Origin of the sequence: Mycobacterium uberis, assembly GCF_003408705.1 — a bacterium.
GTDB lineage: Bacteria > Actinomycetota > Actinomycetes > Mycobacteriales > Mycobacteriaceae > Mycobacterium > Mycobacterium uberis.
The window spans coordinates 185,677-201,303 of sequence record NZ_QAYL01000015.1; the positions used below are offsets into that span (position 1 = coordinate 185,677).

10 protein-coding genes and 5 pseudogenes are annotated in these 15,627 nt (G+C 58.9%); 12 read left to right on the top strand and 3 right to left on the bottom strand.

Going from position 1 to position 15,627, the window contains the following annotated elements; genetic code table 11:
* The first annotated feature begins 65 nt into the window (after window positions 1-65).
* The 6 genes and pseudogenes from MUBE_RS10030 to MUBE_RS10055 form a co-directional block, all read left to right on the top strand.
* Window positions 66-1,165, top strand: a pseudogene (locus MUBE_RS10030) (glycosyltransferase).
* A 22-nt stretch (window positions 1,166-1,187) separates the two neighbouring features.
* On the top strand, window positions 1,188-1,382 hold the full coding sequence (locus MUBE_RS10035) for a DUF3046 domain-containing protein (protein WP_116540402.1): 195 nt from the start codon (window positions 1,188-1,190) through the stop codon (window positions 1,380-1,382).
* Between the two features lie 159 nt (window positions 1,383-1,541).
* Window positions 1,542-3,893: an intein-containing recombinase RecA gene (gene recA, locus MUBE_RS10040; RefSeq protein ID WP_116540403.1), complete on the top strand. Its 2,352-nt coding sequence runs from the start codon at window positions 1,542-1,544 to the stop codon at window positions 3,891-3,893.
* Complete coding sequence (gene recX, locus MUBE_RS10045) at window positions 3,859-4,374, top strand: recombination regulator RecX (RefSeq protein ID WP_116540404.1); 516 nt, start codon at window positions 3,859-3,861, stop codon at window positions 4,372-4,374. Before recA ends, recX begins: the two co-directional genes overlap by 35 nt.
* 57 nt (window positions 4,375-4,431) lie before the next feature.
* Window positions 4,432-5,571 (top strand): annotated as a pseudogene (locus tag MUBE_RS10050) (hypothetical protein).
* A pseudogene (locus tag MUBE_RS10055) lies at window positions 5,568-6,077 on the top strand (Rv2732c family membrane protein); the annotation flags it as partial. The pseudogenes MUBE_RS10050 and MUBE_RS10055, both read left to right, overlap by 4 nt.
* 104 nt (window positions 6,078-6,181) lie before the next feature.
* Here MUBE_RS10055 and MUBE_RS10060 read toward each other — a convergent pair.
* The 3 genes from MUBE_RS10060 to MUBE_RS16365 all read right to left on the bottom strand — a co-directional run bounded on the left by MUBE_RS10060 (window position 6,182) and on the right by MUBE_RS16365 (window position 9,463).
* Complete coding sequence (locus MUBE_RS10060) at window positions 6,182-7,498, bottom strand: DUF349 domain-containing protein (protein ID WP_116540405.1); 1,317 nt, start codon at window positions 7,496-7,498, stop codon at window positions 6,182-6,184.
* Window positions 7,499-8,878: 1,380 nt separating this feature from the next.
* Complete coding sequence (locus MUBE_RS16360; RefSeq protein ID WP_207801688.1) at window positions 8,879-9,034, bottom strand: hypothetical protein; 156 nt, start codon at window positions 9,032-9,034, stop codon at window positions 8,879-8,881.
* Window positions 9,035-9,121: 87 nt separating this feature from the next.
* The gene (locus tag MUBE_RS16365; RefSeq protein ID WP_207801689.1) at window positions 9,122-9,463 is read right to left on the bottom strand and encodes a protein kinase family protein; all 342 of its coding nucleotides are present in this window, start codon (window positions 9,461-9,463) and stop codon (window positions 9,122-9,124) included.
* A gap of 152 nt (window positions 9,464-9,615) precedes the next feature.
* Here MUBE_RS16365 and MUBE_RS10070 point away from each other — a divergent pair, with 152 nt between their 5' ends.
* The 6 genes and pseudogenes from MUBE_RS10070 to MUBE_RS10095 form a co-directional block, all read left to right on the top strand.
* Window positions 9,616-10,440: a DMT family transporter gene (locus MUBE_RS10070; RefSeq protein WP_133297100.1), complete on the top strand. Its 825-nt coding sequence runs from the start codon at window positions 9,616-9,618 to the stop codon at window positions 10,438-10,440.
* A 17-nt stretch (window positions 10,441-10,457) separates the two neighbouring features.
* The gene (locus tag MUBE_RS10075; RefSeq protein WP_116540407.1) at window positions 10,458-11,156 is read left to right on the top strand and encodes a class III extradiol ring-cleavage dioxygenase family protein; all 699 of its coding nucleotides are present in this window, start codon (window positions 10,458-10,460) and stop codon (window positions 11,154-11,156) included.
* Window positions 11,153-12,088: a tRNA (adenosine(37)-N6)-dimethylallyltransferase MiaA gene (gene miaA, locus MUBE_RS10080; protein ID WP_116540408.1), complete on the top strand. Its 936-nt coding sequence runs from the start codon at window positions 11,153-11,155 to the stop codon at window positions 12,086-12,088. The genes MUBE_RS10075 and miaA overlap by 4 nt, the downstream gene beginning before the upstream one ends.
* Before the next feature lie 57 nt (window positions 12,089-12,145).
* Window positions 12,146-13,015 (top strand): diaminopimelate epimerase, encoded by an 870-nt coding sequence (gene dapF / locus MUBE_RS10085; RefSeq protein WP_116540409.1) that lies wholly within the window; start codon window positions 12,146-12,148, stop codon window positions 13,013-13,015.
* Between the two features lie 91 nt (window positions 13,016-13,106).
* Window positions 13,107-14,529: pseudogene (hflX, locus tag MUBE_RS20360) on the top strand (GTPase HflX).
* A gap of 158 nt (window positions 14,530-14,687) precedes the next feature.
* A pseudogene (locus MUBE_RS10095) lies at window positions 14,688-15,620 on the top strand (acyl-CoA dehydrogenase family protein); the annotation flags it as partial.
* Between the last annotated feature and the right edge of the window lie 7 nt (window positions 15,621-15,627).

Below are 15,627 nucleotides of genomic sequence, written 5' to 3' on the forward strand. Positions count from 1 at the left end.
AACCATAGCTGCTAGCCTAGGGGAAACATGGTAGTAACGACGTTCTGGCGACTATGGCAAAGCGGATGTGTGTCGCCGTGGTAGCTGGGTTAGATCTCGGGTACTCGTTTTCCCGCTATCGTGCTGTGTCAACAGCTTCGCCGAAGAGGGATACATTACCTATTACTGTTTATCGGAGCGGGTAGACATCGCTCAGACCGCCGGTGTCGAGATTGCCCTGCTTGATGAGCTCGTGGCTGTCGGGGTCAGGGTCCACCGGCGTGTTGCGCAGATGGCCGTACTCAATGTGCCGGTGCTGCGCGACTTGGTGCCTGATCTGGTGGTATCCGACGTCATAACCGCGGTCGGTAATATGGCTGTTTAATTGCTGGGGATCCTGTGGGTTGAACTTAACCCGCATCCACTTTGCCTGTCGTTCAAGAGTCTGCCGCCGATAGGCAGCGGACTAGCCACCCAGGCCGGCATTCGCGGCCGAATACGATGATGTCATCATGCGGGCGCTCACCGCGCGCTCCTGGCGCGTTGGCCTGTGACAGCGAGCCGCTGTGACGACTGATCGCCACGTTGCCTGCGTTGGAAGCCCTTCGTCCAGACTGGCTGACGAAGCTGTGGGTGGTGAGTTGGTTGCATTTCGAGCCGACCAGTCGGGTGCTGCAGATCTCTGTAAGGCTCCGGGCCGGTGGTGGTCGTGGCACCGTCCACGGCGTGTAGGGCATGGCACAGACCACCTTGGACGCTCTGGTGCCCCGGGTATCCGCTGTTATCGGAGTTGCGTATGGGGTGGTGTCTCGGCTGAACGGTTCCGAGCTGGCAGTGCTGCCCTGGGCGATGGCTGGGTGGGAATACCAGGCGAAGCTGTTGACGCATACCTACGTGGTGATCTGCGGTGGAGGTCATGGTATAATAGCCAGAAAGTTGTTGGCCGGGATGCTGCTGGCAGGTGGTTACTGGCGGTTGGAATTAATGGGAGATAGCCAATCGGGTGGTGCGGCAGGGCAGTGGGCAGTTGATTTGGCCGTTGACCGCTGCGGCGTTGATGGCCGCGGTTAACGAGGTGCTGTTGTCGCCGGGACATTGCAAGGCCGCACAACGAGCCGCCGTCAGCATCGCTGGAGTCGCCGATCCAGTCCGGGTGTGTCACGAAGCGCTGGCGTTCACTGGGTAACTGGCTGGGTAAGTTTGTTGGCGTGCGGCTGGCGGAATTCCACGAACAAGTCATCCTGCGATTCGGCGCCGCGTACGGCGCGTCTGTGCTGGTCGATCATGTGTTGACCGGCTGCGGTGGCCGTACCGCCGCCCAGGCGATCGAAGACGGTGTCGAGCCACGCGACGTTTGGCGGGCGTTATGCGTCGACTTCGACGTGCCCCGCGATCAGTGGTGATTTCGTGGATTGCAGGGACGGTGTGTCGATACTTGAATCGAACAAATGTTCTTCTACTGTAGTGGTTACTCGGTGATATCGACTTGTCGGTGGCCTTCTCTAGTGTCACGGCCAACCGGCCGGTACCGGTCACTGAGCATCGACTACAGGAGAAGCAACATGGCGCAAGTTCCCGACCGTGAGAAAGCTCTTGAGCTGGCGATGGCCCAGATCGAGAAAAATTACGGCAAAGGCTCAGTGATGCGTCTCGGTGACGAGGTGCGTCAGCCAATCTCGGTCATTCCAACCGGGTCCATCGCACTGGATGTGGCCCTAGGTATCGGCGGTTTGCCGCGTGGCCGGGTAGTGGAGATATACGGTCCGGAGTCCTCGGGTAAGACCACTGTTGCCCTGCACGCGGTGGCCAACGCCCAGGCGGCGGGCGGTGTTGCGGCGTTCATCGATGCCGAGCACGCCTTGGACCCGGAGTATGCCAAGAAGCTCGGTGTTGACACTGATTCCCTGTTGGTCAGCCAACCAGACACCGGTGAACAGGCCCTCGAGATTGCCGACATGCTGGTCCGTTCCAGTGCGCTCGACATTTTGGTCATCGACTCGGTGGCGGCGCTGGTGCCGCGCGCGGAACTTGAAGGTGAGATGGGGGACAGCCATGTCGGACTGCAAGCCCGGCTGATGAGTCAGGCGCTGCGGAAAATGACTGGTGCGCTCAATAATTCGGGAACCACTGCGATCTTTATCAATCAGCTTCGAGAAAAAATTGGCGTGATGTTCGGCAGTCCTGAAACTACGACGGGTGGAAATGCTTTGAAGTTCTATGCGTCGGTGCGCATGGACGTACGTAGGATCGAGACACTCAAGAATGGCACCGAGGCGGTCGGTAACCGGACTCGAGTCAAGCTCGTCAAAAATAAGTGCTTTGCCCAGGGTACTCGGATCTTCGATCCGGTCACCGGGAGAACGCATCGCATCGAGGATGTTGTCGATGGGCGAAAGCAAATCCATGTCGTCGCTGTGGCCAAGGATGGAATGCTTTATGCGCGGCCCGTAGTGTCCTGGTTCGACCAGGGGATGCAGGATGTAATCGGGTTGCGGATTGCCGGCGGTACAACTGTGTGGGTGACACCTGATCACAAAGTGTTGACAGAATGCGGGTGGCGTCAGGCTGGGGAACTCCGCAAGGGAGACCGGGTGGCGCAACCACGGCGCTTTGAAAGATTTGGTACCAGTGCGCCGATTCCGGTGGATCATGCACGGATGCTTGGCTATCTGATCGGAGACGGCTACGTGGGAGGTAAGACGCCGATCAATTTCATCAATGTTCAGCCGATACTTAGCGACGACGTGACGCGAATCGCAGCGGCGCTTGGTCGCGTGACTCCTTCACAGGGGCATATGTCATTTGCAACCGTGCATCGACCTGGTGAACGCAACGGTGCCCTCGACCTTTACCGGCAGACTAGTACCCACGGCAAGCCCGCATGGGAGAAGACAGTTCCAAATTGGTTTTTCGAGCCGGATATCGCTGCCGATATAGTCGGGAATCTGCTCTTCGGTCTGTTTGAGAGTTATGGTTGGGTGATTAAAAAACAGACCAGGGCGCTTTGTGTCGGTTTTACGGCGACTTCCGAACAGCTCGCGTACCAGATTCATTGGTTGTTAATGCGGTTTGGCATTGTGAACTCTGTTAGAGAATACGATCCGACTCAGGAGCGGCCGAATGTCGTCAACGGTCAACGGGTTCAGAGCATGCGCCAAGTGTTCGAAGTCTGGATCTCGGGTATGGAGAACATCACGGCATTCTCGGAATCAGTTCCCATGTGGGGGCCGCGCGGTATCGTCTTGACGCAGGCGATTCTAGAAGCGATGCAGGGGTGTCGGCGCAAATCGCAGGTGATGTATTTGTCCTCGGAGATAACCGATGCAGTGCTGAATTATCTTGACGAGCGGGGCGTGACCGCGCAAGAAGCTGCTGCCGTGATCGGTACGAGTTTCGGGGATCCTCGTGGTGGGATGAAGCAGGTTCTGGGTGCTGGTCTTTTACGTCGGGATCGTGTGCAGGTTCTCGCAAACGCTTTGGACGATAAGTTCCTACATGATGTGCTGGCAGAAGAACTTCGGTACTCGGTGATTCATGAAGTGCTGCCACCGCGGCGGATGCGGACATTCGACCTCGAGATCGAGGAACTGCATAATCTTGTCGCGGACGGGGTTGTCATGCACAACTGCTCACCGCCTTTCAAGCAGGCCGAGTTCGACATCCTTTACGGCAAGGGCATAAGCAGGGAGGGGTCGCTGATCGATATGGGTGTGGACCAGGGCTTTATTCGCAAGTCCGGGTCCTGGTTCACTTACGAAGGCGAGCAGCTGGGCCAGGGCAAGGAGAATGCGCGCAACTTCTTGTTGGAAAATGCCGATGTGGCAAACGAGATCGAGAAAAAGATCAAGGAGAAGCTCGGCATTGGCGCGGTCGTGACCGATGGCGACCTCCTGCCCGCCCCCGTTGATTTCTGATCGTGGTGAGCAGGCACGGGTATTGTGTCTGCGCCTGCTCACCGCAAGGTCGCGAACTCGAGCTGAGTTATTCGGCCAGTTGGCGAAACGTGGATACCCCGACGATGTCAGTAACCAGGTACTGGATCGGCTGGCTGCCGTTGGCCTGGTGAATGACACGGATTTCGCCGAACAGTGGGTGCGATCTCGGCGCGTGAACGCGGGAAAGAGCAAGCGCGTGTTGGCTGCTGAATTGCACGCCAAAGGGGTTGATAATGACGTCATCGCCGCCGTGTTGGACGGGATCGATGCTGGTGCCGAGCGGGAGCGGGCTGAGCAGCTGGTATGGGCCAGGCTACGGCGAGAGGTGTTAGACCAGGACGACGCACGGGTGAGTCGCCGACTAGTGACGATGTTGGTGCGCCGTGGATATAGCCAGATTACGGCGTGTGAGGTGGTTGTCGCCGAGCTAGCTACTGAACGGGAGCGACGTCGGGTCTAAATAAGCTGCGGGTTAATCCGATGGGCCCCGGTCGCGTACCATATCTCCGTGACTTCGGTGGTGACATGTGATGCCACGAGCGTGGCGGACCCCAATGCCCAGGCTGGATATCCGTCGGCGCGCGCCTATCGGGTCCGCACCTACAGATGCCAAATGAACATTCAAGATTCCGAGCGGTTAGCGGGTCTGCTCAAAACCGCTGGCTACCAGTGGATGGTTGACGACTCAGATGCTGGAGATGCTGACGTGGCGGTCGTCAACACCTGCGTTGTTCATGAGAACGCCGACAACAAGCTCTACGGCAACCTCAGCCACTTGGCTGAGCGCAAGCGACACAATCCTGACATGCAATCACGGTCGGTGACTTCCTGGCTCCGAAAGACCAATACGCAGTGCTGAGCAAAGCACTGTGGGTCGATGCCGTTTTTGGCACTCATAACTTGGGATCGTTGTTCACGCGACTCGAACAGACGCTCCACAACAAGGTCGCCCAGGTGGAAATCGTCGCGGTGCTGCAGCAGTTTCCGTTAGCGCTGCCGAAATGCCTCGAATCGTCTTGTGCTGCTTGGGTTTTTATATCCTTTGGTTGTAAAAAAGTTGTAACTTCTGCATCGTTCCGTCGCTGCGGGGTAAGAAGGTTGACTGCAGTCCGGCGGACATCCTGGCCGAGGTGGGAGCACTGGTGGCTAACGGCGTGCTCGCAGTAACTCTGCTGAAGCAGAACGTCAATGCTTACGGGGTCTCTTTCACTGACCCGGCGCTGTCCTGCAATCGTGATGCTTTCGCCGAGTTGCTGCGAGCCTGCGGGCGTATCGACGGACTTAAACGCGTGCGGTTCACCTTTCTGCATCCTGCCGAGTTCACCGACGATGTCGTCGAACTGCTAGTCACCGCCGACGAAGGACGCAAAGACGTCCGCATCACGTGCAGGAACGAGGGTGCGCGACGGCTGGTTGGTGCATTTCACCTTGGACAAGCTTTGGTACACACAGGTGCGGTCCGGCGATATCATCACCGTGATGGTCACTGCAGTAGCGTCGCATCATCTGATCGTCGGTGCGGAACATGTTGACCGACCACCGCGCGCGCGTTGGGGACGCACACGTTGCCGGGCAGCGCCCGCGCAGTACCGGGCTCGGTATACCGGGTGTCGGGCGGTCTTCAGCTTCGGTCGGGCTTGTCGGGCGTGCCCGATGAGCAAAGATCGTAATGTCGCGGATTTCTTCAACGGCTTATGTGCTGAAGTTGAGGCAGCGGAGCGTCGGATCGAACGTGAAATCGAGCCCGGTGCAAGGGGTTTTGTGGTAGCGATCTTGGTATTTGTGCTGCTGGGATCGTTCATTCTGCCGCACACCGGCCAGGTGCTGGGTTGGGATGTGCTGTTCGGCAGCCACAGCGCCGACATAGCTGCGGTGGCGTTGCCTTCGCGGCTATTCGCCTGGCTAGCGCTGGTATTTGGTATTGGTTTCTCGATGCTGGCGTTGATGACACGGCGCTGGGCTCTGGCCTGGGTTGCCCTGACGGGTGCGGCGATGGCCAGCATTGTTGGTCTGCTGGCTGTATGGTCGCGTCAGACTGCGGCTGAGGGTCAGCCGGGTCCCGGGGTGGGACTCATCGTGGCGTGGATCACGTTAATTTTATTGACGTTTCACTGGTCCCGTGTGGTGTGGTCGCGCACGATCGTGCAACTCGTCGCCGAGGAGTAGCAGCGTCGAGTTGTTGCGTAGCAGTCAAATACGATGTTGGACGGTCTGGACAGCGTCAGCAACCCGGACACTAGGGTGCCGCCGGATCCCCAAGGCGGCTGCTAAAATCTGCGGGCCAGCGCATCAGCGGCGGTTTCAGCCCACTGTCGCCACTGTGCGGCATTAGCCTCGGCTTCTTTGGCTTCTTTGATCCGGCCGGCAGCCGCTGCCTTCTGGGCCTGTCGTTCGAACTGCTCGGCCCGGGTTCGGAATTGTTCAGCGCGGACCTGCGCCTGGGGGTCGGCCCAATCTGATGTGCCTGCGTCGCGTATTCTCTTTTCGACGGCGCGCAGCCGCCGCTCCAATTCGGCGGATCGTTCCCGGGGAATCCGGCCAATTGCATCCCATTTTTCGGTGATCGAGCGCAGCGCCGTTCTCGAGGCTTCGTAGTTAGCGGTGTCGAGTTTTTCCGCTTCAGCTAGCAACGCCTCTTTGGCGGTGGCATTGGCCCGCAATTCGGCGTCTTTTTCCGCTGACGCGGCATTGCGAGCCGCGAAGAAACAGTCTTGTGCCGCTTTAAAGCGGCACCACAGTGCATCGTCGATATCTCGGGTTGTACGTCCCGCCGCCTTCCATTCGGTGAGTAGCTTTCGGAACTCCGCGCTCGTGGTGGTCCACTCCCTGGAGTGGGACAGCTCTTCGGCTCGTTCGCAGAGCCGTTCTTTGTGTTGCCTGACCTCAGAACGCTCTCGGTCGAGCTCGGAGAAATGCGATCCCCGTCGCCGGTTGAAGGTTTCTCTGGCTGCCGAATAGCGTTTCCATAGCGCGTCGTCGACCTTTCGATCCAGGCCGCTGATCGTCTTCCATTCATCGAGGATCGCACGCAGCCGGTCACCGGCGACTTTCCAGTGGGTTGAGTTGTCGGCCAGATCCTCGGCCTCGGCGGCCAGCGCCTCCTTGCGTGCGGTCTGTGCGGCCCGATGCTCGTCGCGTCGGGAGCGATCCGCAACGACGATAACGTCGACGCGCGCCAGTAGGTCTGTCAACCGGGTCGCGAGTGCGTCGATGTCGCCCAATACACATGCCGTCGGCAACGCCTCGGCCAGCGCTGCCGCATTGGCCTGGATCTTGCGGGCGTCGCCGGCTCCCGTGGCCAGTCGCTCTTCCATTAGCGTGATCTCGGTGCACAGATCGTCGAATCGGCGGCCAAAATGAGCAAACGCGGCTTCGCGATCGCCGGCTTGCCAGGAGCCGACGATACGTTCACCGGCCGCGCTGATCAGCCACACCGTGCCGTCGTCATCCATGCGTCCGAATCGGTGTGGGTCGTTGGACGGGGGTGTTGCCACCAGGTGGGTGGCGGATCGCGGCATTGGCCGGGGGCCGGGACGTGGTGCCGGCTTGGGCGAATCGTTGGTCCGGGATTCGTCGGCCGTCATGCGTTGGTCACCTACCTTTGTCACCCTTCGCGCGATCGTTGTCTCGCGCGCCTGCTGCGCGTAACGGCATCTTGCACGGTCGTAGACGCCTGGTGTGACCGTGTAACTGTCATCCGACCATTAGCCGCTCCCAACAGTATTGAAGCAGCTTGACGGACTGTATGTCGCCACCATTATTGTCGGTGTTAGTCACTACCTGCGTCGGTAGCTTTCCGACGGGCGCGAGCTTTTCCACCAGCTGTAGAGCTGGTTGCGGTTGGGTCCCACTGGATCTTCTTGGACCAGACCGATCATCAGTTAGGCCCCGTTGATCTGTGCCAGCGCCGGGCTGCTGCTTTGGACCGCGCAAAAGACCATGCCGCCTAGATGGGGGTTGTCGGGGCGGTGTCAACCGGTTGATGACTTAGGATTCCTCGGGATAACTCACTAAAATGTGTTTGTGCGTAGGCTATCGTCAAATAAGTGGCACAATGTGCAAGAGTTACCCTGAACACCGTGGAGATCGCTCTGGACGAGCCGCGGGCGTCTACTATATAAAATCCTGACCAATAAAATCCTGACCAGCGTTTTTATGAGTGGTAAGAACGGTCGGCCACGTACCCTGGTCTATAGCCAAACGGCAGCAGGTTGAGTAGCCCGATCTAAGGCATCGGCGGACTCTGTCGTGGATGCGGCTGCCGGCGGGCTCGTGACTGTTGTGGGAATAGCCGAATTTATTTGGTAGAAGATCCAGCCCGCGTTACCCTCTGCTGCTAGGACGGTGAGGACTATTCAGGCGGCGCCGATCAGTAGCTATCGGCGGGGTTAGCTGCGAGTGGCGTGAGGGTGGTGCGCCAGACGGACTGGGCCAGATTGTTGGGGTTACCTAGATAGCCGCACACCGACGACGTGGAAGAGGCGGCGCAGAAACCTGTCTGGGTCGGATTGGGATGTCGGTGCGGAACATGGGAGCATTATGGAGGCTAAATAAGTAATTCCCATGTCGGCAGTTGATGCCCAGTGCAGCTCGGCTTCCTCGCTGCGTTGGAGAATGCGAAACTCTTGAGCCTGATGAAGTTTGCTGAGCGCTTGATGTGCGGCCTGTGCTACATTGCTACCGCTGGCCGTAGTGGTCCTCTGGCTTTTTGGCCATCCTGCGTGTGATCATTGCGTCGAATGTGGCAGGGGTCCCGGCCGGCAGTTGGCTGAATTGCGGTGTGGACGCTATCAGGTGGGTTGTGGTCAGCATGTCGGCGCTGTCGGTTCGGCACGCCGGGGCTCCGTTCAGACATTCGTGCAAGCACAACAGGTCAGCGAATAAACGTCGGCACAGTGGGTGACCTCAGCGTTAAAAATCACTCCGGAGCCATGGATTGCTAGGTTCCTACACGCCCTGCCGCTTTAGGTCAGCTTTTCGTCGGTGACCATGTTGGCGATCCCGCAATCCACCAAATAGACGGAGTTGTTAGTGGTGGTGAGAATGTTTCCTAGCTTCATATCGTAGCGCATTGCCCCGGCGGCGTGGGCGGCGTCCAACACCGAGGAGACTTGATGCACCAGTGTGACCGCCCACGGTGGGGTTACTGGTCCGAATCGTTACAGCAGCACTGCAAAATGGGTTCCTTTGACCAGGCGCATGTTCAGTTACAGCTGTCCGTCGGTTTCGTCGTAATCGTAGATGGGCACCACATGAGGCTCTTGTAACCTGTCGGGGTTACGGGCTTTGCGTTGCATGCGCATGCGAAACACTGGGCCTTGGCTGAGCGCCTCTGGCATCAGCTTTAGTGCCACCACCGGCTGTTGGACGGTGTCGACGGCCTTATGGACTTTGCTCATGTCGCCGTTATTTAGTTGCCGCGTGAGATAGTAGGGCCCAAACCGGGTCTCCACTCGCGAACCACGCGTGGTGGCGCTCGTCGCTGACTTCTTCAACCAACAGGCAATCACACCAACAAGGTGCCCTAGCCACCCGACCACCGACCGCACTATCCTGTTCTAGCAGCCATGATGGTGATTCTGCGCCAATTTGGGCACACGAAAAATTTCGTATCCGAAACTGTTCTGTAACTGTGGCCTAGTGCGGTGAATCAGCGGTTCGCATCTTGGCAAGAAAACCATGCTCGGTCAGCGGCAATGCGGTGAGTTCACGCGTTGTGGTGCAAGTATTTTCAGATTTGAACCGACTGCCGGTGCGGAAGTTCCAACCAATATCTGCAGTGGCCGAGCTGCAGCTGCCGGAGCCCGTCATGCGCTACGTGGCGCATTGGGCTGATACGAGCGCCGTTGCGTCAGGCTGGGATCATTTGCGCTGCAGGTACGTTGTCAAAGGGCAGGCCAGCCGGACTGTTGGGTACGTCCCCTGTCGACTTGGGCTGAAGTTGCCATGGTGGTCGTTCCGGCTGTTGCTGTTGTGCGTGGCGAATGCCCGGATCTGCTACGGTACGGAGACCTCTATCCGCGGTGCTGCTAGTGGTGGTCTTAGCGGCGACGCTGGCCGTGTTCACGGAATTGACCAAGGCAGTGGTGGAGGGGCTCGGCAAGGATTTTGCCATCCTAATTCGCACCCCAAACTGTACATTTACTTCCTGGTCTTGCCGGTTGGCGTGATACTTTGGCAGTCGTTGTTGTATGCGGGCGTGCTGACCGCTTCGTTGTCGACATCGGTCGTGGCTCAACCTTTGGGTGGATCGGTGCTGGGCATCGTTGTGCTCGGCGAAACGCTGGACAGTCGTGGGCCACGCGCGTTTATTCTGATCGTCGGGGTTTTGCTGATGGTCATCGCAACTGTGGCGTTGGCCTATGGCGAGCCTGAATCCATGTCGACGAAGGTTGCCCGGAGAAACTCTCCAGAAAAGCGTCAGGAGAAGCAACTGTGGGGGCGAAGGAGAAATCACCAATCGGCGTGGTATACTAAGATTTCATTCTGGCCTCGAGCCAACTTCTGTGGTTCGTTGCATCGTTGAAACGTTAGTTTGGTGGCGTGCTGAGCGCTATCGCTATAATTCCGTCCGCGCCGGTGCTTGTTCCCGAGCTCGCCGGGGTGGCGGCCGCCGAAGTGGCCGACCTTGGAGCTGCAGTGTTGGTGGCGGCCGCCTGTTTGCCCCCGCACTGGATCGTTGTCGGAACGGGGTACACAGACGACGTTGTGGACCCCGACGGCTACCTGGGAACCTTCGCGGGTTTCGGCGCTGACGTGCGGGTTCGACTGTCACCGCAGGCCAGTGGTGGGGCTGAGTTGCCAGTCGAATTACCGGTGTGTGTACTGCTCGCTGCCTGGGTGCGGGGCCAGGCCCAGCCGTACGCCAGTGCACAGGTGCGGGTGTATTGCGGTGACCACGATCTTGACATTGCGCTGGCCCGCGGTCGGGAATTGCGCATCGAGATTGACCAGGCACCCGATCCGATCGGAGTGCTGGTTGTCGCCGACGGCGCCACCACCCTGACGTCGAGTGCCCCCGGTGGCTATGACCCCAGTGCCGCCGATGATCAGCTAGCTCTCGATGACGCGCTGGCAAGCGGTGACGTCGCGGCCTTGACCCGGCTGCCACGTCAGATCCCGGGGCGGGTGGCATTCCAGGTGCTGGCTGGTCTGGTCGAGTCAGGGCCGCGATTGGCCAAAGAGTTATACCGGGGAGCGCCCTACGGTGTGGGGTATTTCGCCGGTGTCTGGCAGCCATGAGGCCACTCGCGATTGTCGGTCCGACGGGTGTCGGCAAGTCGGAACTGGCCCTCGACGTCATTGAGCGACTCAGCAGCCAGGTTGGCGCGGAGATCGTCAACGCCGACGCGATGCAGCTCTATCGCGGTATGGACATCGGAACAGCGAAGCTGCCTGTCGCGGTGCGCCGAGGCATCCCGCACCATCAACTCGACGTCCTAGACGTCACCGAAACCGCGACGGTCGCCAGCTATCAGCGAACTGCTGCCGCCGATATCGAGGCGATCGTAGCTCGTGGAGCAGTGCCGGTAGTGGTGGGTGGTTCGATGCTCTATGTCCAGTCGCTGCTCGACAACTGGTCGTTTCCGGGGACCGATCCGGCCGTACGCGCGCGGTGGGAGCAGCAGCTTGCTGAAGTCGGGGTCGGCAAGCTGCACGCGGAACTGGCCCGTCGTGACCCGGCGGCAGCAGCGGCAATCTTGCCTACCGATGGCCGGCGCACCGTGCGGGCACTTGAGGTGGTCGAGCTCACCGGAAAGCCCTTCGTCGCGTCCGTGCCACGCATCGGCGCTCCGCGGTGGGACACCGTCATCGTTGGGTTAGATTGTGACAAAACGATTCTCAGTGAGAGATTAGCGCGACGCGCTGATGTGATGTTCGAGCAAGGCCTGGTCGATGAAGTACGTGTATTGTTACGCTGTGGCCTGCGCGACGGAATCACCGCCTCGCGTGCATTGGGCTATGCCCAAGTGCTCACGGCACTCGATGCCGGAGGGGGCACTGGCCGTTGGAGTGAAGCGTGCCAGCAGACCTACCTGGGCCACCGACGTTACGCGCGACGGCAGCGGTCGTGGTTTCATCGAGACCACCGAGTGCACTGGCTTGACGTGGGTACAACCAATCGCAGCGGTGTCGTTGACGACGTGTTACGGGTGTGGCGGAACGTATCCTGATCTGGTGATCTGCGTCGACGACGATGCAGAGCGCAACGATGAGGAGGGGCGGCGCACGTGATCTTCGCCAAGGGACACGGCACCCAAAATGATTTTGTGCTGCTGCCTGACGTCGAGGCCGATGTGACGCTTACTGCTGCCCGGGTCGCCACGTTGTGCGATCGGCGCCAAGGCCTGGGTGCTGACGGGGTGCTGCGGATCACCACTGTGGGCGCCGCCGTGATGGCTGGCGTGCTCGATAGCCTGTCCGACGGTGTCAACGGCTCCGATTGGTACATGGACTACCGCAACGCTGACGGGTCGACTGCGCAGATGTGCGGCAACGGTGTACGGGTTTTCGCGCATTACCTGCGCGCCAGCGGCTTAGAGTCCCGCGACGAGTTCGTCGTTGGTTCACTGGCTGGCCCGCGGATGGTCAGCTTGCATCACGTCGATGCTACCAATGCGGATGTCACCGTCGACATGGGCAAGGTTAATAGGCTAGGCGCGAGTGAAGCAATCGTCGGTGGAAGGCGGTTCACCGGGCTGGCGGTGGATGTTGGCAATCCGCACCTGGCGTGTTTCGATCCGCGGCTGAAAAGCGAAGAGCTTGCGACCCTGGACATGGATGCGCCGGTACATTTCGACCGTGTGCACTTCCCAGACGGGGTCAATATCGAAGTGCTTACTGTACTGGCCGGCGGCCTGGTTCAGATGCGGGTCCACGAGCGCGGAGTGGGTGAAACCCAGTCGTGTGGTACCGGAGCGGTCGCAGCCGCGGTGGCCGCGCTGGCAAATACCGGCGTCGACACCGGAACGCTCACCGTCCGGGTGCCGGGCGGTGATGTCGTCGTCACCATCACCGACGCGACCAGCTACCTGCGCGGACCGTCAATGCTAGTGGCGCGCGGCGAGATTGCGGACGCGTGGTGGGCCGTGCTGGCGTGATGTTCTCAGTGCTGCAATTCATTCGGGTGCGCCGCTGTCCACGACTTGCCACCATCGGGTATTGGCCATGGCATTTCCAGATTAGCCTCAGATGGGCACTCTAAATTCTTCGCCCAGTGTCGGTGAACTTGCGCTCGAGGACCGATCGGCACTCCACCATGTCGCTGAGCTGTCCACCGGACTCGTCGATGTTTCCGAGGTCGAGTACCCCCAGCTGCGGTTGGAACGGGTGGTTTTGGTTGATGTGTGGACCAAGGGCGGCGCGCCAACAATCAGGCCAGCATGGCCTAACTCGTGTCCCTGGCTGAGACCGCCGGTTCGCAGGTCCTCGAAGGTCTGATCCAGCGCCGCGATCAGCTTGATCCGTCGATCTATCTCGGCTCCGGTAAGGCTGCTGAATTGCGTGCGGTAGTGCTGACCACCTGTGCCGACACTGTCATCTGCGACGATGAACTGTCTTCACGCAGCTGGCCGGGCTGGAGAAGGTAGTAAAGGTCAAGGTTATCGGCTACACCACCGCTCATTTTGACATCTTCATTGCTCAGCACGTGATCAGCTGGGAGGGCAAAGCGCAGGTGCTCTTGGCTCAGACTAGAGTATTACTACCTTGATCGCACGGTTGCGGTGAGTCGATGTCGCAGTATTCTGGTGGTCGCGCCGGTAGCAACGGTGAAGGAGTGGGCCTGTGCGGTTCCAGTGAGACCAAAATCGAAACTGACCTGGTGTCGCATGTGGGAACGGATGGTCAAGTTGCCTAGTGATATCAGCGTCATGAAGCATCGGGTGATACCCACCTCAGCCGCCGGCTACACAGCGACATGCCCTCGGTCGCTAGTGTGGGTTACACTAACACCCGCAAGTATAGCTTACTGAACGTACTGGCCAGGGTGGGGATGGGCTGGTGTAGGATATGCTGTTTGGCGCCCTCGAACCCCATCATCCGGCGCGCGGAATTTCATAACGGTGAGCCGTTCGTGCTCGCCGACACTGTGGGGTTCGTTCGTCACCTGTTCACTCAGCTGGTTGAAGTATTCCGTTCCGCGCTGGAGTGAGATCGTTGATGCCGATCTGTTGTTGCATGTCGTCGACGGCTCAGGTGCCAACTTGTTGACCCAGATCAATGCGGTCCGTCAAGTGATCTCTGCAGTTATTTACCAATCACCGGGGTGGTGGTGCGGAGGCATAGCATGAGTTGCTGATAGTTTAACAAGATCGATGCCTCATGCGCTCTGATGCTGGCCAAGCTTCGCCACAGGCTGCCAGGCGCCGTGTTCTTCTCTGCTAGCGCCGAGAAATGATATCGACGTGTTGCTGCAACCGATAGCTGGGCTTGCCGTGTTCACCGGGACACCGCTGTAGACGTGGTCGTCCTGTACGACTGTGGTAATCTAGCACTTCGCCTGTACGCTAACGGGCTAATTTAGGAGGCACAGTACAACTCGAACGGCACCCGGATTAAGGCCCGGGTTCCCGTGATGTTTGTCACCGGCTTGCAGGAGTTCTCGGCCGACTGATAGCTGTTGCCGGCCCGGCAGCACCGAGTCCGTAGTTGCCGCTGGCGGGTGACACATAGCTTAGTTTACCAGGTGGCGGGTCTGGCGACAGGCTGTTGACCAACCATTCGGTTGGTATGTGTTTGGGGGCGAAGTTTCCGTTCACCGGAGGTCGTGTTATGAGCGGTGCCTTCAAATACCAGCGCACTTTTCCAGTCTGAGCATGAATTGTTTCGTGGGTCCTACCGGGGCTTCTTCGATCGTTATGTTCCGCTGTACAACGGAGAATGGGAGAAGGTGAAGATAGTTAACCGCGGAGTGTGGCTTGAAGCCGACAAGCAGAGCTTTCTTGAGATGGCGGTTCCCGAGAGGAGTACGGCGTAAGTAACCTCGACTTCTGGTACAACACGATCATCACCGAGGAAACCAGCGCCAAAGCTACGGCAGGATCGCATTCGTCTTACACAACGACATTGTAGCCCTTTACCTGCTGAATATGGCCACTGAGGAGCAAAAGCAGTGCTGGTTGCGTTAAAAATTCTGCATCGGGGAACTGATTAGTGCGATTGCGATGACCGAACTGGGAGCCGGCAGCGACTTACAGGGCATCAATACCTGTGGGGTCAAGTAGGGGGATCACTACATAACTTAATGATACAAAGACATTCATCACCAACGGAATTAACTCGGATCTGGTGACTGTGGTGGCGCAAACCAATCCGGATAAGAGCATACGGGGTTTTTATTGTAGAATGCGATGTGGAAGGCTCCGAGTGCGGCCGCCATTTAGACAAAATCGGACTGATTGTGCAGGAGACCGCCGAGCTGTTGTTCACCGATGTGCACGTTTCGTGCTGAAACCCTGTTTGGCCAGGAGGGGATTGGGTTCCTCTACCTCATGCAGAACCTGCCATAGGGAGTGGATCTCGAGCGCTATCATGGCGGCCTCAGCTATGGAGAAGGTGCTGGAATGGACATTGCAGTACACCGAGGAGCATAAAGCTTGTGGCAAACCAATCGTCAGTTTCCAGAACCGCCGGTTCATACTGGCCGAGCTGGCGACCGAGTCCACCGTGGTGCGCATGATGGTCGACGAGTTCATCCGTCTGCACCATCGAG